This window comes from Mesorhizobium terrae, from assembly GCF_008727715.1.
In the GTDB taxonomy this organism is placed as follows: Bacteria; Pseudomonadota; Alphaproteobacteria; order Rhizobiales; family Rhizobiaceae; genus Mesorhizobium; species Mesorhizobium terrae.
The window spans coordinates 254,771-273,940 of the sequence record NZ_CP044217.1 but is presented as its reverse complement, the minus strand read 5'-3'; the positions used below and the strand labels follow the sequence as shown (position 1 = coordinate 273,940).

Sequence of the window (19,170 nt, the reverse complement as noted above, 5' to 3'; positions counted from 1 at the left end):
GACGCCGCCAGCCTCACGCGTCATTTTGGCGACGTAGCGTGAGCGGCTTGAATCTGACCGTGAATGCCGTAAGCTTCTACCGAGTTTTTTGAGCATTCTTCCGGTTTTCTAAGGTAGGCCCGGCGTCGAGATGCGGTCTCCTCAAGACGAAAGCGTTCCGGCGCATCCGGAACTGAATCCGGCACATCCGCTGGTGGTGTTCGGCGATCACAGATTTTGCGCTGGGTCGAGCGATCGTGTGATGCGCATGCCTGGCCCCCACATGCACAGCCAGATCGAATTCAACTTCGTGCTCGACGGCCGTATGACCTACTGGTTCGACGGACGTGAACTGACGGTGTCTGCCGGCCGTCTGGTGCTGTTTTGGGGCATGATCCCGCATCAGGTCATCGAACTCGACGAGCCGACGCATTTTGTCTGCCTCTATGTTCCGATGTCGGTTTTTTTGGGCTTGCCGAGCCTCAGCAGCTTTCGCGAGGCGGTGTTTCGTGGAGCCATGATCGAGGCGCTCGATATCAAAAGCTACGACCATGATATTTTCAGGCGCTGGCGAGACGAGCTCCTTTCGAGGGACACCGCGCTGGAGCAGATCGTGCGCGACGAATTGACAGCCCGTGTTCGCCGCCTTGATCGGGAAGGGTGGCGCGATCTGAGACAGGTGGGCGAGGCCATGAATGTGGCTCACCACGGCGACGGCGAAAGGATAGTCCACGTCGAACGTATGGCCCGCTTCATTAGCGAGAACGCGTTGGAGGCCATCACAGTCGAGCATGTTGCGCGCTCAGTTAATCTACATACCAACTACGCGATGACTATCTACAAGCGCGCAGTCGGCCTGACGATCAACCAGTCGATCGTGCGCCAGCGGCTCGATACGGCGCAGTCCTTGCTGATCGCAACCGACATGCCGATCGCAAATGTTGCATTTGAGTCGGGTTTCGGGTCCCTTTCACGCTTCTACGAAGCTTTTGCGCAGCGTTTTGGCAGCCAGCCGGGAGCTTTCCGGCGGCGTCTGGCGCAAGCCTCAAGGCAAATCGATACTGGCCGGTCGAATTTCTCCCGCAAATAGATTGTCGAACGCACTGGCGAGCGATTGGAATCGTAGCACTCCTCAGACTACGCCGTTCCGCAAACCGTAGATCATCACACGTCATATCAGATTGACGCCACACCCTCATTAATCAACATTCGCGGCGCTTAGATTGAAGCTCTTGAGGGAAAAAACTTTGTGAGCCGGATGTCGGCCGTCCTTGCATGACCCTCCATGCCTTCCAGCCGCGAAATTCGCGCCGTGGCCTCCGCCAAGGGGCGTGCTGCGGCACGGGTTGCCCGTTGCCACGTCACGGTTTTCATGAACTTGTGCACCGACAGCCCACCAGTGTAGCGCGCGGCCCCGGAGGTGGGCAGGACATGGTTGGGGCCCGATGTTTTGTCCCCGAAGGCCACCGTGGTCTCCTCGCCGAGAAAGAGCGACCCATATGCGCGCAGGCGATTGAGCCACCAGTCGAGATCGTCGGCCTGGACATGCAAATGCTCGGGCGCGTAGTCATCTGCGACTGTAGCCATCTCCTCAGCGTCCGCGCATAGGATGATTTCAGCGAAATCGGCCCATGCCGCCCGGGCGCTGTCTCGGTTCGGTTGGGGTAGCGCCTCGATCAGCTCGGGCACGAGGGTCATCACGCGCGCGGCAAGCGCCGCATCTGAAGAAACGAGCCAGACCGGCGAATTCCAGCCGTGCTCGGCCTGCCCAATCAGATCCGCGGCGACCAGTTCGGCGTCGGCTGTCGTGTCGGCGATCACCATGCTGTCCGTCGGACCGGCGACCATGTCGATACCGATCTGGCCAAATAGGATGCGCTTAGCCTCCGCGACATATTGGTTGCCCGGGCCGACGAGAATATCAGCCTTCCTGACGCCGAACAGGCCGTTCGCGATTGCGGCGACGCCCTGCACGCCGCCCATATTCAGGATGATATCGGCGCCGCACAGATCCATCGTGTAGACAATCGCAGCCGGGATCCCAACACCCGGGCGCGGCGGTGAACAAGCGGCAATATGGGACACGCCCGCAACCTTCGCCGTGGTGATCGTCATGATCGCGCTCGCCACGTGACTATAGCGGCCGCCTGGGACATAGCAGCCCGCTGAAGAAACCGGGATTTGCTTCTGCCCCGCCGTCAAACCCGGCAGGATTTCCACCGCGAAATCCGTGGCGGTTGCTAGCTGCGCCTCGGCGAAGCGGCGGACATTGTCATGGGCGAAGTGGATATCGGCCTTTAGCTGATCTGGCAGGAAGGCCGCTGCCGCCTTACGCTGTTCTTGCGAAATAACGATTTCGCCGTCCCATTTATCGAACTCCTTGGCGTAGCAGCGTGCGGCTGCTTCGCCATTGATCTTGATCTCCGACAATATTTTCTGGACAGCGGCGCTAACGTCAGATTGATCCGCTTCCGCCGTTCGCGCGGCTCTTTTAAGATATTTCATAGGGGTTTGGCTTTCCGGTTACATCCTGCCCTTCCAGGGCACGAGACGTCGTTCAAGGAACCGCATCAAAAGGTCGAAGGCAAAAGCGATGATGGCGATAATGAAGATGCCCAGGATAACGACCGGCGTCTGCAGGAACTGGCTCGCGGACAGCACCATGTAGCCGAGGCCCTTGGTGGCAGCGACCATCTCTGCGGCGACGAGTGTGGTCCAACCGAAACCGATACCGATCCTCATAGCGGTCAGTATCTCTGGCAATGCAGACGGCAGAATGACGTAGCGCATCACCTGCCAGCGCGTCGCTCCGAAGGAATAGGCTGCGTGGATCTGCTCGATCGCCGCGGAACGCACGCCAGAGCGGGCGCCGAGCACGACCGGTGCGAACACTGATAGAAAAATCAGCAGCACCTTCGACATTTCGCCAATGCCGAACCAGATGATCATCAGTGGGAGGTAGGCCAGCGGCGGGATCGGCCGGTAAAACTCGATAGGAGGGTCGAAGATGCCACGCACCACCGGGCTCATTCCCATCGCAAGCCCGAGCGGTAGGCCGATCGCGCAGGCCAGCAAGAACGCGCCGAACACGCGCGCGGTCGATATAAGCACATGCTCAACGAACGGCGTGCCGGTGAAGCCGCTGTTCCAGATCTCGAAGAATTTCCTGACAATCGAGACTGGCGAGGGTACGAACAGCGGTCTGACCCAGCCCATTTCCGTGACCAGCCACCAGACGGCGAAGAAAAAAGCGATCGACAAGGCCGAGAGCCAAAGTGTATTACCTTGCCCGGGCACCCCGTAAATTTCTCCGGGCTTTGTGGGGCGCGCTCGCGAAATCCTTCCAAACATCCCTTTGGCGATCGGCGATTCCAGATCGGCTTGTTCGCTCATGTCGCCACCGCCTCCTCGTCTGCGAAAATGATCTTCAGAACCTGTTCACGCAAATTGATGAACTCCGGCGAAGCTTTGACACCCCTTGCAGGAGAGCCGGCAAGAAATTGCCGGGAAAAGGGCAGGTCGAATGCATGGGTTATGCGCCCTGGCCGTGGCGACATCACGATCAGTTTGGTCCCCATAAAAAGGGCCTCCTCGACGCTGTGGGTGATGAAGAAGACTGATTTGTTGGACTCATTCCAGATGCTGAGGATTAACTCCTGCGCCTTCTCGCGCGTGAGAGCGTCGAGCGCGCCCAAAGGCTCGTCCATGAGAAGGATTTTCGGATCGCAAGTCAGCGCGCGCGCGATTCCCACGCGTTGCTGCATGCCGCCAGATAGCTTGTAGACTGGCGATTTCTGAAAGCCATCCAGTCCGAGGAGTTCGATAAAGCGGTTGGCCGTCTCATAGCGGGCGGCCAAGGCTACACCCTGGACCTGAAGGCCGAAGGCAACGTTGTCCAGGACGTCAAACCAAGGCAATAAGGCATGCTTTTGGAAAACGACCGCGCGGTCCGCGCCTGGTCCTCTCACGGGCGCGTCATCAAGCGTCAATCGTCCCGATGTGGGGGCGAGAAAGCCCGCAATCAGGTTAAGCAAGGTCGATTTGCCACAGCCCGATGCGCCGAGCGCGACAACAAATTCGCTGTCACCGATCTCCAGCATGATCTTGCTGAGCGCAGCGACCGGTGGTCGTCCGTCGGACGCGGGATAGACTACAGAGACGTCGTCGATGTTCAGGCGCAATGGCTCCTCCCAGGTCAGCGCGCCGTCCCGCCCGGTGTGGCCGGGCGGGACAGTCGGACTATTTAGCTGCTTCTTGCGCTATCGTGCTGGTGACAAACTTTGAATAGTCGTCTGCGGTAGCGTCGATCCGACCTGCGGATTTGAGGAAATCGGCCGTCGCCTTGAGTGCCATCGGCGCATTACCCAGCCATTTGGCAGTCACCTGCTCCTGCAACGGGATGAAGGTGTAGCCTTTCAGTATATCGGGAATCTGTTCGGCAGTGGCTCCGGTCACGCTGGCAATCTGCTTGACTTTCTCGTTTTCCGGCGTCCAAGCAGCGGGGTCTTTGAGATAGGCCATGTTTGCCGCGTTCATCGCCTTCGCGAACGCGACAACCTCCTTCTCGTGCGAGGCGAGGAAGTCCGAGTTGACCGTCCAGGCGTTGAACGTCGGATATCCCCACTCAGCCGTATCCTTGGCCGAGACGATGCGCTTTCCCGTCTTGAGGATCTCGGTCTGCGCCGGTGGCCAAATAAAGGCTGCGTCGATCGTGCCCTGGCCCCAGGCTGCCGCGATCTGATCGGGCTTCATCGTCATCACGGTCACATCGCCGGGCTGCAAACCAGCATGAGCTATCGCGCCCATCAGCGAGAAGTGAGCGGTCGAGCCGACCGGAACCGCCAGGCGCTTGCCCTTGATGTCGGCCAGCGTCTCGATCCCCGAACCATTGCGCGCGATCAGGCTCTCGGAATCGCCGATCGCGTAGGAGAACATGAACATCTTCAAATCGACGCCCTGTGTGGCCGCGATCGCGAGAGGCGAGGAGCCGAGCTCGGCCACCTTCACATCGCCCGACGCCATCGCCGCGATGACATCGGTTCCCGAATCGAAGACGCGCCAGTCGATCGTCCAGCCGGTGGCCTTCTCAAAATCGTGCTGAGCGCGGGCGGCGTTCATGGGCGTCGGATCGCTGAAAGTAGCGATCGTCAGGGTTTCCGCCTGAACCAAACTCGAAGATACCATGATCGCGGTCGTTGCCAGCAGGATCGTCTTCCCGAAAATCGATGTCATTGTCATTCCTCCATTGTTGGTATCGGTTGGCGTTTCGCTCTTGTTATTGTTTTTGAAGGCAGTTAAAGCGCGTTAGCGCGTTTATTGGGCCCGATGCGGCAAAGGCGACAATTGCCTGCACCAGACAGTCAAGCGTGTCCAAGGCCGTGACACGATCGGCCACTGCATTGCCGATCAGAGAGAATTCGGTGCAAGCGATCATTTGCACGCACGCCCCGCGCGCTGCCAGACCGGTCGAGGCGTTGCGGAGCGCCTGGCGTGCCGCGTGGCAAGGCCCCTCGGCCTTGATGCGGCGGATTGCGGCCAGCAGGGCCTCATCGTCATCGGCATAAAGTGGCGTCAGTCGTCGTGCGGTCAGCGGCGTATCGAACAGGGCCACTTTGCGCACCGCGGGTGAAGCAAGGATGCCCACGCGACCTCCAGAGCCGGCCAATTCCGCCGCACGATCGGCCGCCAGCGCAACCATATCCAGGAACGGCACGTCGACGGCGGCAAGGATCGCAGGCGCATAATGGTGCGCGGTGTTGCAAGGCATGGCAAGTGCCTCGGCCCCGCCTGCGACCAGACGGCGGGCCATGTCTGCCAAAACTGGCGCGGGGTCAACGCCGACGCCTTCGATCAGATGGCGGATGCGCGAAGGCACTTGGGGGTTCTGGTCGACGATCAGCGGTATATGGCCTGCATCGTCGTCGGCGTGGACGGCGGCCAGAACCTTTTGCATGACAAGGACCGTCGCCTCCGGACCCATGCCTCCGAGAATGCCGACGCGGCGCATCATGCCTCGACTTTCGGCGCGACGGCCGTCACGGCATCGAGGATGTGGTCGGCAATCAGCTCGCAATCGTCGAGGCTGAAGGTGAGCGGTAGTCGCATGTCGAAGAGACTTGCCAGGATTGCATCGGTGCGCGGCAGATCCTGCGCGCCTGCGTAGCGCCAACTATGGTGGTCCGATGTGAAACCTGCGGGCGCTTTTGCCCCAAACCATTTTACCTCGACCCCCATATCGGCAAGAAGTCTCAGCAGGACGCGCGCGGACTTCGCCGAAATCACCGGGATCATAAACTGAATAGAGGATCCGACATATCGTTCGGCAGCGGGCCGGTGCGGTATGCGGATCTCAGGGTTAGCGGCCAGCCTTGCGGCCAACAGATCGTGCCGCGCGTTCCAGGCGCAGATGGCCTGTTCGATGCCTTGCAGTTGTGGGCGCAGTAGGGCCGCGCGCAAATTGTCCATGCGAGCCGACATGTTTGGCGTGTCCAGCCGGATATTGGTATACGTGTCTGGATTCGGTCCCGCGCCATGTCGCTCGTAGAGCATATAAGAGCCCGACAGGATTGTGGCGCGAGCAATGAATTCGGCGTCGTCCGAGGTCAGCAATCCGCCCTCACCCGAATTCAAATGCTTGTAGGTCTGGGTGCTGAAACAGCCAGCAAGCCCAAAGGAACCTGAGCGGCGCCCATTCCAAGTCGCACCCATGGTGTGGGCGCAATCCTCGATTACCGTCAGATCGATCTCTGTGGCGACTGCCAGAAGCGCCTCCATGTCACACATATGGCCGCGCATGTGCGACAGAAGCAGGTAGCGTGCGCCGGTGCGCTTTGCCTTGCTCGACAGATCGTCGAGATCGATAACGAGATCCTCGGTTGTTTCGACAAATACCGGCTTGGCGCCGACCGCTGCGATAGCCCCGGGCACGGGAGCAAGAGTAAAGGCATTGGTCAGAACCGTTTCGCCGGCACGGACGCCGGCCGCACGCAACGCGATCTGCATCGCTTGTCCGCCCGACGCGACTGCAAGGCAGAAACGCGCGCCCTGCCAGGCCGCATATTCGCGTTCCAAGGCCATCGCCTCGCTCTCGTCGCCGCCGGCGATATTGTAGCGATGCAGTCGGCCCGAACGCATTACGGCGGCAGCTGCGGTGATGCCCTCGTCAGGGATTGGAAGCTGCTGCGTGAAGCTGCCGGTGAACCGCTGTCGCGCCATGGCTATTCCGCCGCGAGCTTGGTCTGGTCTTCCGCGAAGGCAGCGTTGTAGCCGAAGAGAGCCGCCGAACCGCCGGTATGCAGGAAGACCACTCGCTCTCCCTTATTGAACTTGCTCTTGCGGCAATAGTCGATCAGGCCCGCCGCGCCCTTGCCCGAGTATACGGGATCGAGAAGAATACCCTCAAGCTGAGCGAACATGCGGATCGCCTCCAACGTGTCCTCACGCGGAATGCCATAGCCTTGCCCAACATAGTTGCTGTCGGCGACCACGTCCGACCGCGCAACGACATTGAAGCAGCCGAGCTTTTCGGCTGTCTGAAGAGCTAACTTGTAAACGCTCTCTTCCTGTTTTTCCTTCGGCGCGCGCACGCCGATGCCGGTCAGCGGAATATTGGCGTTGATAGCCTTCAGCCCTGTGACGAGGCCGGCCTGCGTGCCAGCGCTGCCGGTTGCGGTAACAATATGATCGATCACAAGGCTCCTGTCGTTAGCTTGCGACAACAGTTCGAATGCGCAGTTGACATAGCCTAGCGCGCCTGTGGCATTCGAGCCGCCACCGGGAATAACATAGACTTTACGACCCTCTCCGCGTAGTTTCTCGGCCACGCTTTCCATCTCGGTCTGCATGTCGGCCCCGCCCGCACGTTTCGATGTGGTCGCTCCGTGCAGATGGTCGAGCAGCACATTGCCATTGCTGTTGTAATTCAAGTCATTCGAACCGGTACGATCCTCAAGCAGGATATGACAGCCCATCCCAAGCTTTGCCGCGAAAGCCGCCGTCTGGCGCGCGTGGTTAGATTGCGTCGCGCCCTGTGTCATCACCGTGTCGGCGCCCATGGCTTGAGCTTCGGCCATCAGGAATTCCAGCTTGCGGGTCTTGTTGCCGCCAGTCGACAGCCCGGTGCAGTCGTCGCGCTTTATCCAGATCTCCGGTCCGCCAAGCTCCCGGCTGAGCCGGTCGAGCTTTTCGAGAGGCGTCGGCAGATGGGCCAGGAAGACGCGTGGAAAGCGAGCGAGATGCATATGATAAACCTTCCGAAACTTGAGCAAAGTGACACTCGCACGTCAAAATGACTCGTGCAAATTCGAAATTATCCACCTAAGATGCACATATTGCATCTTATGGAGCCGTCATGCGCCTCGAATGGCTTGAGGATCTCCTTGCTGTCGCCGAGACCGGATCGTTCCATGAAGCGGCGGAGCGGCGGTTTCTCACGCAATCAGCCTTTTCCAGGCGAATACAGAACATCGAAGATCATGTCGGAACCGAACTGTTCGACCGGACCCGAAAGCCGGTGCAGGTACGCCCGACAATGGCCGACAAGCGCGATCAAATCCAAAAGCTTGCCGTAGATCTGCGTCAGCTTGTCGTGGATCTCAAACTCGACGCTCGCGTCGCCTCGAATCGCGTCGTCCTTGCAAGCCAGCATTCACTGACGACGGCGTTGACGCCGCACCTTCTCAAGAAGTTGCGGCAGCAAAACGAGACGATCCATGTCCGCCTTCGCTCGGCCAATCTCGATGAATGCGTCGGCCTTCTGCTCTCACGCCAAGCCGATATCGCCGTTATCTACCGTGTGCCGGGAGAGGATCATCCCGTTAATGCCGGGTATGTCGAATCGGCTACTATCGGCTTCGACCGGCTCATCCCGGTCTTCGATGCCGGTGCGCTTGACGATTTGGCTCTGAGAATTGCGGGGGACGAGGTTCCCTATATCGCTTATCCAGGTAACGTGTTTTTTGGCAGCATGATGGGAAGACTGATCCTGCCGCGCCTGAGCGGTGCAACAAGGCTCATGCCGATCGCAGAAACGGCGCTCACACTTGCCGCGCTCGAGATGGCGGCAGTCGGCATAGCGGTGGCCTGGGTGCCCGAATCGCTTGCCAAGCAACGCATCAGAGACGGCGTTGTCGTGGACATCTCTGAGATGCTGCTTTCCTGCCCGCTGGAAATTACGGCTGTCAGGTTGTTGGGAACGTCAGGACCGGTCGCCAGTGAAGTCTGGTCGCAAATTGCGCAGCCACCGCCTCAACGTGAGCCTCCGACGATCGGGAGCACCGATACCGTCAGCGCGCCTCGTCGATGAGGTTCAGCAACGCTTCGGCCGCGCGGGTGCGGTGGCGCGCGGGATGGGTCAGGACAGCAAAGCTGCGTTCGGGCCTTGGTGCCCATGTGACGGAGCGTATCCGCACGACTCCCTGCGACACCGCTCCCTCGACCGCGCGGCGTGACAGCATGCTGATACAACGTCCGCCAGCAACAGCGGCCAGAATTGCCTCGTTCGAGGGCAGTTCGAGCGCGATATCGAGATCATCGATCGACAGCCTCATGGCGCTCAGATGCGCCTCAAATTCCGACCGCGTACCGGACCCGAGTTCGCGCAGGACCCAGCTTGTCCGTCCGTAATCCAGCGCACCGAGCGAGCGAGATTTTGCCAAAAGATGGTCGGGCGACATCACGAATACAAGTTCATCGCGAGCAACGACGCGACGCCTGAGATCGTTCTGGGTCACGTCACCTTCCACAAAGCCTAGGTCTGCCGCACCATTTGTCACAGCCTGCGCCACCTGAGCAGTATTGCCGACCATAAGTGCCATATCCAGGCCGGCATGGCGTTCATGTAGCGTTATCAGAAATGGCGGCAGCCAATAGCTTGCCACTGTTTGACTCGCATGGATGCGCAACCGCCCCCGGACGTCCTGCGCCAGATCCGCAAGCACAAGTCGCGCTGTCTCTGCCTCAGCCATGACGGCCTGCGCCGCACCCATGAAAGTGCGACCGGCTTCCGTGATCTCGATGCCGCGACCGATCCGGTCGAAAAGCCGCACCCCATGCTGCGCCTTAAGCGTAGAGATCGCGGCGGAGACCGCTGATTGCGTGAGGTTTAGCACGCGCGCCGCCCTGGTGACGTGCCCGCGCTCTGCCACGGCGAGGAAGATACGAAGCTGTTCGAGTGTCATGCAAAATTGATAAGCGTTGTCGAATAGAATAATAGAAATAATCTAATATTAAGATCATTGGTAATGCATCATGGTGCGGGCAAATTTCTCCCGGAGGTCGATGCGCGCTTCAAGAACGGCGTGCTGACCGTGACCTTACCCAAGACCGAGAAGGCGCAGTCGCAGGTCAAGCGTATTGTCACCAAGAACTGACGCATGGTAGGCGCCGGCGGCGGTCTTGTCGCCGCCGGCAGGATCCTTCGCCAAAGAGGGAGGGATGAGCGGGTCAGACGGGGTCCTAACAGGGGCGCGAGCACATCGAAGGCGAACGCTTCAGCTAAGCCAAAGCAAACCGCCCGCCTTCAGCTTGAATGGAGTGAGCGCGACGGTTCTCCTGTCGTTCCGCCTAAGGACGCGGCCTCGGATCGCGGCTCTTGGCAAAGGGCAATCCGCAGTGCCACGCATGACTACTTTATCAAAACGCCGCGGCCAACCAAGATCGCGGCCGGCTCGTGCAAGGTTGCAGTTCATTCATTCGTCGAAGGCGGTGTCTGCGAGCCCTGGCATGATATCGCCGGCCAGCAGCTTTTCCTTGCTGAGCAAGCCGGCGTCCTCCAGCGCCTCGAAGTCGGGCAGGTCGCGCAGGGTATCGAGGCCGAACTCAAGCAGGAACTCTTTCGTCGTGACATAGGTGTAAGGCGCTCCGGACGTCGGGCTGCGCGGTCCCGAGGCGATCAGGCCAGCGCCGCGCAGACGGCCGATCAGATCGCGCGAAATCTCCTTGCCGAAGAAGCTGGACAGCTCGGTGCGGGTGATCGGCTGGAAGTAAGCAATACACATCAGCACCAGGATTTCGGACTGGGTGAGGTCGACCGATCGTTCGTTGCCTCCGACAGCCGTACGGATGGCGTCGGCATAGGCCGGCCGGGTCAGGTGCTTCCAGCCGCCGGCGACGGAAACCAGGTCGTACGGCCGCCCGCGCAACTCATCCCGGATGTCGTCGATCAACAGGTCGATGCTGCAGTCCTTGCCGACGATGCGCGCCAGTACCTCGCGGCCGACCGGCTCGCTGGCGGCGAAGATCGTTGCCTCGACACGCATCATCCATTCGCGCCAGCGCATCTGCGGCGGCAGATGATCCAGCTCCCGATCAAACAGCTGGTCAGCTGATCGACCGTCATTTGGCCGACCGTCGCCTGATCGCTGGTCAGCTGATCGACCTGCGCCGCCCTGCCCTCCCCGTCGCCGCGTGGTTGCGCTCTCCGTCATGGTCACAGCCCGTAGATGCGGAAGGCCGGGCGGCCGGACAGCTCACGCACGGCGCCGAGTGTTTGCAGCCGATCGAACAGGCGCCGGCTGGCCCAGCGCGACAGGTTTTTGGTGGTCAACGTTCCCGATACCGCATCGTCGCCGCGCAGCTGGTCGACGACCTCGCCGGCCGCCTTCGACCGCAGTTTTGGCACGGCCGCCCGCAGCCGTTCGGCCTGCGCCGCCATATCCGCCGCGAGGCGGCAGGCATCGGCGGCGCCGAGGGCCGCGGCAATGAAGGCGGCCCGCTCGAACCCGTCGCCGCCCGGTCGCGCGCGCCGGCCTTCAAAGCCTGAACGCAGCTGCGGCGCATGAATCTGAAGACCGAGGATCGGCACGGCATGCGTCCAGCCCATGCGCCACGACAGCGCGCAATCGGCCAGCCACCAGGAAAAAATTTCGGCTTGTCGGTCCTCCCGCATGACGGCGGCGGCGGTGCGCGCGGCGACGACCGGGGCTGGCGCGCCGCTGCGCACCTCTTCCCTTGTGACGTCGATCAGGTTGCAAAAACCGTCCGACCAGCCGACGCCGAGCAGGGCGACGACCGTCCGCAATTCCTCAACGCTCGGCGGCAGCGAGCGCCCGGCGAGACGCCGCCATGCGGCGAGCACGTTGCCGGCAGGGCCTGGCTCGTCGCCGGTGTGGCGCAGCAACCAGGCGTCCCGCAAGGCCGCTTCATCCTCGCTACGGCCGATCAGCGTCACGCATGCGGCTGCGGCTTTCAGCGCCAGTCGATGCCGCCACGCGGCGCTCCATTCGGGCTCTGCCCTTACGAGATTGTCGAGCGAGTTCAAGGCACTGCCGGCCATGAAGGCGGCCTCGACCGGATTCTCGCTACGGCCGCGCGGCGTCGCCCACGCCGGCGCGCGGGGAACCGGGCAGGAGGTTTGCAAGGCGGGTGTAGGCTGCCGACTCATCGCGGACAGCGTAAACGCGATGTGCGGTTTATGCGAGCGAAAACGCCTCTATCCGCACGGCATGTCGATGTGATAAAATGATCGATAAAATTGCATTATCCGTCGTTATCTGCTCTACTGACGAAATGGCCTCTCTCGTCGAGCAAAACCCCGAAAATCGCACTCGGCACGGCTCCGCTCGATCACAGGAAACGCCCGCTGGTGTCGACCAAACTACGCCGGCGGCTTCGGCCGAGGACGACGTGCCGGTCGCCGACGATCTGCCCGACATCGTCGACGTCGTCCTGGAGATGGGTCGCGCGCCGGATGTGCCGCCGGCCCAAGCCCCCTCCCCTGCCCTTCCGGTCGTCTCGGCCCCGCGCCTGCCGGCGCATCTCGACGCGCTGGCCGATCGGGCTCGCGACTATGTCGAGGCGGCGAGCTCAGGCAACACACGCCGCGCCTACGCCTCCGACTGGAAGCATTTTTCCTCCTGGTGCCGGCGCCAGGGGTTTGCGACGCTGCCGCCCGATCCTCAGGCGGTGGGACTCTACATCACCGCGCTTGCCTCCGGCAGCGCAACAGACACTGTCTCAGGGGACAAGAAATCCGTGGCGACGATCGAGCGCCGGCTCTCGGCGCTAACCTGGAATTTTTCGCAGCGCGGCCAGCCGCTCGACAGGAAAGACCGCGCCATCGCCACCGTCATGGCCGGTATCCGCAACAAGCACGCCGCCCCGCCCCGCCAGAAGGAAGCGGTGCTGCCCGAGGATCTGATCGCCATGCTCGAAACACTCGACCGCGGCACCCTGCGTGGCCTGCGCGATCGCGCGATGCTGCTGCTCGGCTTTGCCGGCGGCCTGCGCCGCTCCGAGGTCGTCGGGCTCGATGTCGGCCGCGACCAGACCGAGGATGCTTCGGGCTGGGTGGAAATCCTCGACAAGGGCATGCTGTTGCGCCTGCGCGGTAAGACCGGATGGCGCGAGGTCGAGGTCGGGCGCGGCTCGTCCGACGCCACCTGCCCTGTCGTGGCGCTGGAGACCTGGCTCAAGCTCGCCCGTATCGCGCATGGCCCGCTGTTTCGGCGCGTCACTGGCCAGGGAAAAGCGGTCGGCGCCGACCGGCTCAACGACCAGGAGGTCGCCCGGCTCGTCAAACGCACAGTGCTGGCGGCCGGCGTGCGCGGCGATCTGCCCGAAGGCGAACGCGGCGTGGTGTTTGCCGGCCATTCGCTGCGCGCCGGCCTTGCCTCCTCGGCCGAGGTCGACGAGCGTTACGTCCAGAAGCAGCTCGGCCACGCGAGCGCGGAGATGACGCGAAAATATCAGCGGCGTCGCGATCGTTTCCGCGTCAATCTCACCAAGGCGTCGGGGCTCTAAGAAAAGCCCCCTCCCCTGCCCGTTTGGATTGCTGGGCGAAGTGCGAGGCGGTTAGCGCGTTGCGGGCGATACCAGCACCTCGTCGAGCACAGCCAGTGCCGTGTCCAGACTATCGGCGGCCGATGCCTCGTAGTCCGGCATGATCATTAGCTGTGCAATGGTGAGGCGGACAAATTCCGGATTCAACTTTTCCAGCTGCGCCTTCGTCCGGGAAACCTGCACCGGGAACGCGTGCAGGGCATTGACCATGTCTCCGAGATGCGAACGAGCAGCGGCGGCGATGTCGAAAATGTCCCGTGGCTTGGCTTCAGATCCCCGATAGTAGACCTTCTTGGCGATGATCTCGGGGATCGTCTCGAGCCGCACCGCCCTACCCTCCACTTCCCGTGTCACGAAAGGGGCTTCTGTCAGCGGCCCGGCAACGATGAAATCGATCTCGCCGATGTCCTCGAAAGCGAATTTCTGAAAGTGAAGCCCATCGCCCAGATAGTCAGTCGGCGCTATGTTGAAGTGCAAGCCGCTTCTGGACGGGTCGATAAACCCGAGCAATTGAGGGTCATCGAGAAAAATATCGATATCATGGCTTTCGCGATGGGCGATCTGGATCATCATGGCTGTGCCGCCGCCAAACGACCATTCGAAGTCGTAACCACCCACCTTTGCGCGGAGCTAGTCGATGAGGTCGACTGCGATGCGGAAAAGCTGTCGCCATTCGGACGGGCACCGGGTTTTGCTTTTGGCCATTACGCAGCGAGCGGGTAGCTCTCGCCGGACCAGGCAGAGAACTCGACGGCAAAGGCCTTCAGGGCGGGGACCGCAAGGTCGTGGGCAGCGGCGAACTCGACCTGCTGTGCGAGGGGAACCTCGCTGAAAAACGCACTGACATGGCCCGGATGTTGTTTGGCCAAGTCGAGGTCCGCAAGGCAATGCGCCAGTGCCGCCCCGTCCAGCTGATCACTGTAGGGTGCGTTCACGGTCGTCAGAACTGAAGCCAAATGCGTATTCATAGTGCTTTTAAGTTAGTCTCTTCGGCCCAACGACACAAGTTGCCTTCGCTTACGGTCGAGCGACGGCGGGTCAGCCTTCGAGAGACCTTCGCTCTTCTCCCTTGTATTTGTAGTTTGGGCAAGCCGCGGCCCGGAAGAGACTCGCATGGCGTCGGACACGCAAAGTCGAACTTCCAGTGGATGGCAGGGGCGCCTAATCGGCTATAGCCGCGTCCCAACCGGCGAGCAGGCAACCGAAGCGCAAGAGATAGAACTATGCGCAGCGGGTTGGGCGGTGGTCATCCCAGGAGCAATACTCTGACGTCGCCGCCGTGCGGTACGCATCAGGCCGCGCTTTTTGATCCGGTCGGCCAGCCAATACTCGAATTCCTCGTAGGGCAGGTGATCCATCACCTACGGCGGCGGCGGTTTTCACGACATCGAACGCGCTGCGCATTCGGGTTCGTATTCGTTTTGAAAGGCCTTCCGGTCAGCCAGATGCTGCCTGAAGTGCTCGATGCCGGGTTCGATCCGCGGTGCTCCGCTAGGTAAATGATGTCGGCGGCCATGCTTGACATGCGTGAATTCCTTCTCTGGTGTCGAAGGCTGCCGGGCTCTTTGCTGGTGTCTGTGATTCCAAGTTGCTTCGCTTGAACCGCCCTTTGTGGGGCTCCGATATAAGTTGGCCGCGGCCAACTCTGTCCTTATTGTTGTCATCTCGTTGGGTGAGTCGTCCGTTCCGCAAGTTGGCCGCGGCCAACTTTGCTCAGATGCCTGACGGATCCCCTTGATTTCAAAGGGTTCTTGGCATGGTTACCGAATCATGTCATTTTCGATACGCTTTTTTAGCATCTGCGGCCTAAAAAGCGCATCGAAAGGGAAAATCGATGTTGCAGAATTCAAACGTATCAACGGCCGTTTCGTCGGACGCCCGCATCGCTCAGCATGCGCGACAGTTGTCTAAACAGCTGCAGTTGCTCGGAGAGCGTCTTTTCCCGCCGTCGTCTCAGAAGTCCATGAAGACTTTCACGTCTGGGGAAGCCGCGCAGCTCCTGGGAGTGTCCGACGGGTATCTCCGCCAGCTATCGCTCGATGGCAAAGGCCCCTCGCCTGACGTGTCGGCCACCGGACGGCGCTCCTACACACTCGAGCAGATTAACGAACTCCGTCATCACATCGCTGCCGTTAAGCCGAAGGACGCGGTCTCTCACCTTCCGTGGCGTCGGCGGGGAGAAAAGTTGCAGACGATTGCCGTTGCCAACTTTAAGGGTGGATCGGCAAAGACGACGACGACAGTTTACCTTGCTCAGTTTCTGGCTCTGCAAGGATATCGTGTTCTGGCCATCGACCTCGACCCTCAGGCCTCGCTGTCCTCTATGCTCGGCGTTCAGCCAGAATTTGACCTGCAGGAAGGTGACACGCTGTATGGTGCGATCCGCTACGACGACAAGCGGCGACCGCTGAAGGAGATCGTCCGCAAGACATACTTCGCAGGGCTCGACCTCGTTCCAGGTAATCTAGAACTGATGGAGTTCGAGCACGAGACGCCTACCGCGCTAATTGAGCGGAAGACCAGCAATCAGGATATATTCTTCAAGCGTGTCGGCAACGCCATCGCCGAGGTTGAGGCTAACTATGATGTTGTCGTCATCGATTGCCCGCCGCAACTCGGCTACCTGACTTTGGGCGCAGTTTGCGCTGCCACTAGTCTTCTGATCACCATCCACCCGCAGATGGTCGACGTCGCATCGATGTCGCAGTTTCTATTGATGACGTCAGACTTGCTGTCGGTTGTCCGTAGAGCCGGCGGTGATCTCAACCACGATTTCATCCGCTACGTGGTCACTCGTCACGAACCGCATGACGGTCCGCAGGCTCAGATTGTTGGGCTTCTCCGTAGTCTTTTCGGCGACGAAGTCCTCGCCGCCACTGTCCTGAAGTCCACGGCGATCGCAGATGCAGGTCTTACTAAGCAGACCCTTTACGAGATCGAGCGTGGCCAGGTCCGCCGCTCGACCTATGATCGCGTAATTGAATCCCTCGACGCTGTGAATGGGGAAATCCTGAACGGCATGATGCGCGTGTGGGGGCGCTCATGAGCAGACGAGATAAATTGACGGGCATTTTTGCCGACACAAGCCGGGAGTTGGCCGCGGCCAACTTTGAGGAAGGCGAGGGCGGTAGAGTTCTTGCTGGCCCTGTTCGGACCATGGGCTTGGCCCTCGATCGCATGGATCAGGAGACGAAGGCCCTGCAAGAAGCCCTTGCTTCGGGAGAGAGGGTCGTCGAACTCGATCCGGCTCTGATCGATGGTTCGTTCATTCGAGACCGATTTGACGTCGAAGCAAGCAAAGACGATGAACTCGTTCAATCCATCCAGAACAACGGGCAGGAGGTTCCGATCCTTGTCCGGCAGCATCCCGATCTTGAAGGCCGTTACCAAGTAGCCTACGGCCATAGAAGGCTGAATGCCGCTCGATATCTCAAGCTGAAGGTGAGGGCGGTTGTCCGCCCTATGACGGATGATCAACTCATCGTTGCGCAGGGTGTCGAGAACACGGCGCGTAGGGATTTGAGCTACATCGAGAGAGCGGCCTTTGCTGCGTCACTTGAGAACCACGGCTTCAAGCGAGACGTCATTATGGAAGCGTTGTCGACGGACAAAACAGAGCTGTCGAAACTGTTGTCTGTTGCCAAGGCTATCCCCGTCTCCATCGTCAGGGCCGTTGGCTCCGCACCGTCTGCAGGTCGGCGCCGCTGGATGGAGGTCGCTGACAAGCTTGCAGACGGGAAGGCGCTGTTGGCCGTCAAGGAAGCGATTCAGAAGGCCAATTTCGAAACCCTGAGCTCGGACGAGCGCTTCATGGCAGTTTTGGCAGCGGCGAACAAGAAGCCGAAGGCAGAGACCGCCGCCCCACAATGGAAACCAACGGGCACCAAGGTCGCCGCTCAGGTCAAAGACAACGGCAAGGCGCTCGTGCTTTCGCTGAAGGCGTCAGGTTCCGACGCTGACTTTGGCAGATATCTAGCAGATCGGCTGGACGATCTCTACGCCGATTGGAAGTCGAAACAGGAGAACTGAAACCGCAAAAGAAAAAGGCCCCCGAACGTCACCGTCGCGGAAGCCCTTCTCATCTCTGGACAAGCTGAGAATCTCATTTCCGCGAATCACTGTCAAGAGTCTTAGGCGTCGATTCGGCGAGCAGAGTTCTTTTGCCCAATGAGAGGGTGAAGGAAAGACATGGGAACGGGCATTGCAACGACGCCTTTTGGGCGGCGGCCAATGTCGCTTGCCTTACTGGCGGCGCAAAACGAGGCAAATGAGATCCCTCACGGCAAGGCCGTCGACAAGTGGCAGGCTTACCGAGATCTCTGCGAAGGCAAATCTGTCGTCGGTATAGGCGATCGCGCTCTCGCGGTCCTGGCGGCCTTGCTGTCGTTCTATCCCGACGACGAGCTGTCGGAGGAAAACGGCCTGGTCGTATTCCCGTCGAACCGGCAGTTGATCCTGCGGGCGCACGGAATGTCGGAACCGACCTTGCGGCGGCACCTAGCGGCCTTGGTCGACAACCGCCTGATCATCCGGCGGGACAGCCCCAACGGCAAACGATACGCCCGTAAGGGCAGGGGAGGGGCCTTCGAGGAAGCCTTTGGTTTCTCACTAGCACCTATGCTCGTGCGCGCTGTCGAATTCTCAGAGGCCGCAGAGCGAGTCCGTGCGGGTAATCGGGCGCTGAAGCTCATGCGGGAACGCATCACGCTGCACCGCAGGGACATCAGCAAGCTGATCGAGGCGGCCGTCGAGGAAGACGTTCCAGGCGACTGGGGCGGTCTCTGGAGGCGTTTTCGGGCCATTGTGGATGCGATTCCGCGCCGCGCGGCCACCTCTGATCTGGAGCCGATTGTGAGTGATCTGGCCGCTATCCGCGACGAGGTCGATATCCTGCTGAATTCTCACATGAATGTCGAAGATTCAATCGGCAATGACGATCGAACTGAGCGGCAGCAGTCTGATTCAAATACCGACTCTCTTCTTGAATTTGAACCTGCTTTCGAAAAAAGCGGGGCGACGGTCGAGCCTAGACGAGAACCGCAGAAGCCGCCGAAAGGCTATCCGCTTGGATTTGTGCTGAAGGCTTGCCCAGAAATCATCGACTACGCCGCCGACGGGATCGGGAGTTGGCGAGATTTAATGGCCGTCGCCGCCCAGGTGAGGGGGTATCTGGGGGTCTCGCCATCGGCGTATGAGGATGCCTGCCATGTCATGGGGCCGGAAACCGCGGCGATCGTCGTTGCCTGTATCCTGCAGCGCGCTCAGCACATCAATTCGGCTGGCGGCTACCTGCGGGCGCTTACCGAAAAGGCAAGGGCAGGGGAGTTCACCGTCGGGCCGATGCTGATGGCGGCGTTCAAATCGAACGGTTCCACTGCGAGGATGGCAGGATGACTGGGTTCGGAGAGTTGG

18 protein-coding genes and 1 pseudogene are annotated in these 19,170 nt (G+C 60.5%); 7 read left to right on the top strand and 12 right to left on the bottom strand.

All coding sequences use genetic code 11. The features are described 5' to 3' along the window. The first annotated feature begins 130 nt into the window (after nucleotides 1-130). Entirely contained in the window at nucleotides 131-1,069 is a 939-nt protein-coding gene (locus tag FZF13_RS01380; RefSeq protein WP_083237634.1) for a helix-turn-helix domain-containing protein, read from the top strand. Between the two features lie 128 nt (nucleotides 1,070-1,197). On the opposite strand, the gene hisD is transcribed toward FZF13_RS01380, so the two are convergent. The 7 genes from hisD to cuyA are packed head-to-tail and all read right to left on the bottom strand — an operon-like array spanning nucleotide 1,198 to nucleotide 8,219. Then, nucleotides 1,198-2,484: a histidinol dehydrogenase gene (gene hisD, locus FZF13_RS01375; protein ID WP_065996834.1), complete on the bottom strand. Its 1,287-nt coding sequence runs from the start codon at nucleotides 2,482-2,484 to the stop codon at nucleotides 1,198-1,200. Nucleotides 2,485-2,502: 18 nt separating this feature from the next. Beyond that, a complete protein-coding gene (locus tag FZF13_RS01370) occupies nucleotides 2,503-3,372 on the bottom strand; it encodes an ABC transporter permease subunit (RefSeq protein ID WP_065996835.1) in 870 nt (289 codons plus the stop codon). Beyond that, on the bottom strand, nucleotides 3,369-4,160 hold the full coding sequence (locus FZF13_RS01365) for a taurine ABC transporter ATP-binding protein (protein ID WP_065996836.1): 792 nt from the start codon (nucleotides 4,158-4,160) through the stop codon (nucleotides 3,369-3,371). The genes FZF13_RS01370 and FZF13_RS01365 overlap by 4 nt, the downstream gene beginning before the upstream one ends. A gap of 58 nt (nucleotides 4,161-4,218) precedes the next feature. Then, nucleotides 4,219-5,211 carry a taurine ABC transporter substrate-binding protein gene (tauA, locus tag FZF13_RS01360; RefSeq protein WP_065996837.1) on the bottom strand — a complete coding sequence of 331 codons (993 nt, stop codon included), beginning with the start codon at nucleotides 5,209-5,211 and terminating at the stop codon, nucleotides 4,219-4,221. Between the two features lie 43 nt (nucleotides 5,212-5,254). Further along, on the bottom strand, nucleotides 5,255-5,989 hold the full coding sequence (gene cuyB, locus FZF13_RS01355; RefSeq protein WP_065996838.1) for a cysteate racemase: 735 nt from the start codon (nucleotides 5,987-5,989) through the stop codon (nucleotides 5,255-5,257). Next, nucleotides 5,986-7,194: a DegT/DnrJ/EryC1/StrS family aminotransferase gene (locus FZF13_RS01350; RefSeq protein ID WP_065996839.1), complete on the bottom strand. Its 1,209-nt coding sequence runs from the start codon at nucleotides 7,192-7,194 to the stop codon at nucleotides 5,986-5,988. The genes cuyB and FZF13_RS01350 overlap by 4 nt, the downstream gene beginning before the upstream one ends. 2 nt (nucleotides 7,195-7,196) lie before the next feature. Continuing rightward, nucleotides 7,197-8,219: a D-cysteate sulfo-lyase gene (gene cuyA, locus FZF13_RS01345; protein WP_065996840.1), complete on the bottom strand. Its 1,023-nt coding sequence runs from the start codon at nucleotides 8,217-8,219 to the stop codon at nucleotides 7,197-7,199. A gap of 110 nt (nucleotides 8,220-8,329) precedes the next feature. Here cuyA and FZF13_RS01340 point away from each other — a divergent pair, with 110 nt between their 5' ends. Continuing rightward, nucleotides 8,330-9,283: a LysR family transcriptional regulator gene (locus FZF13_RS01340; protein WP_065996841.1), complete on the top strand. Its 954-nt coding sequence runs from the start codon at nucleotides 8,330-8,332 to the stop codon at nucleotides 9,281-9,283. On the opposite strand, the gene FZF13_RS01335 is transcribed toward FZF13_RS01340, so the two are convergent. Continuing rightward, nucleotides 9,264-10,157, bottom strand: coding sequence for a LysR family transcriptional regulator (locus tag FZF13_RS01335; RefSeq protein ID WP_065996842.1), 894 nt, complete (start codon nucleotides 10,155-10,157; stop codon nucleotides 9,264-9,266). The genes FZF13_RS01340 and FZF13_RS01335 overlap by 20 nt on opposite strands. A gap of 93 nt (nucleotides 10,158-10,250) precedes the next feature. On the opposite strand from FZF13_RS01335, the pseudogene FZF13_RS01330 reads away from it, so the two are divergent. Further along, a pseudogene (locus tag FZF13_RS01330) lies at nucleotides 10,251-10,349 on the top strand (Hsp20 family protein); the annotation flags it as partial. 318 nt (nucleotides 10,350-10,667) lie between these two features. Here the strand turns inward: FZF13_RS01330 and scpB are convergent. After that, a complete protein-coding gene (gene scpB / locus FZF13_RS01325) occupies nucleotides 10,668-11,258 on the bottom strand; it encodes an SMC-Scp complex subunit ScpB (RefSeq protein ID WP_246192410.1) in 591 nt (196 codons plus the stop codon). 149 nt (nucleotides 11,259-11,407) lie between these two features. Then, on the bottom strand, nucleotides 11,408-12,361 hold the full coding sequence (locus FZF13_RS01320; protein ID WP_065996843.1) for a DUF1403 family protein: 954 nt from the start codon (nucleotides 12,359-12,361) through the stop codon (nucleotides 11,408-11,410). 125 nt (nucleotides 12,362-12,486) lie between these two features. Here FZF13_RS01320 and FZF13_RS01315 point away from each other — a divergent pair, with 125 nt between their 5' ends. Next, nucleotides 12,487-13,719 (top strand): site-specific integrase, encoded by a 1,233-nt coding sequence (locus tag FZF13_RS01315; protein ID WP_065996844.1) that lies wholly within the window; start codon nucleotides 12,487-12,489, stop codon nucleotides 13,717-13,719. Between the two features lie 51 nt (nucleotides 13,720-13,770). On the opposite strand, the gene FZF13_RS01310 is transcribed toward FZF13_RS01315, so the two are convergent. Both FZF13_RS01310 and FZF13_RS01305 read right to left on the bottom strand, forming a co-directional pair. After that, nucleotides 13,771-14,376, bottom strand: coding sequence for a nucleotidyl transferase AbiEii/AbiGii toxin family protein (locus FZF13_RS01310; RefSeq protein ID WP_065996845.1), 606 nt, complete (start codon nucleotides 14,374-14,376; stop codon nucleotides 13,771-13,773). An 86-nt stretch (nucleotides 14,377-14,462) separates the two neighbouring features. Then, nucleotides 14,463-14,726, bottom strand: coding sequence for a hypothetical protein (locus tag FZF13_RS01305; RefSeq protein ID WP_065996846.1), 264 nt, complete (start codon nucleotides 14,724-14,726; stop codon nucleotides 14,463-14,465). Nucleotides 14,727-15,595: 869 nt separating this feature from the next. On the opposite strand from FZF13_RS01305, the gene repA reads away from it, so the two are divergent. The 3 genes from repA to repC all read left to right on the top strand — a co-directional run bounded on the left by repA (nucleotide 15,596) and on the right by repC (nucleotide 19,152). Next, nucleotides 15,596-16,804 (top strand): plasmid partitioning protein RepA, encoded by a 1,209-nt coding sequence (gene repA, locus FZF13_RS01300; protein ID WP_065996998.1) that lies wholly within the window; start codon nucleotides 15,596-15,598, stop codon nucleotides 16,802-16,804. Then, nucleotides 16,801-17,787, top strand: coding sequence for a plasmid partitioning protein RepB (gene repB, locus FZF13_RS01295; protein WP_065996999.1), 987 nt, complete (start codon nucleotides 16,801-16,803; stop codon nucleotides 17,785-17,787). Before repA ends, repB begins: the two co-directional genes overlap by 4 nt. Nucleotides 17,788-17,946: 159 nt before the next feature. Then, nucleotides 17,947-19,152 (top strand): plasmid replication protein RepC, encoded by a 1,206-nt coding sequence (gene repC / locus FZF13_RS01290; protein WP_065996847.1) that lies wholly within the window; start codon nucleotides 17,947-17,949, stop codon nucleotides 19,150-19,152. Nucleotides 19,153-19,170: the final 18 nt, after the last annotated feature.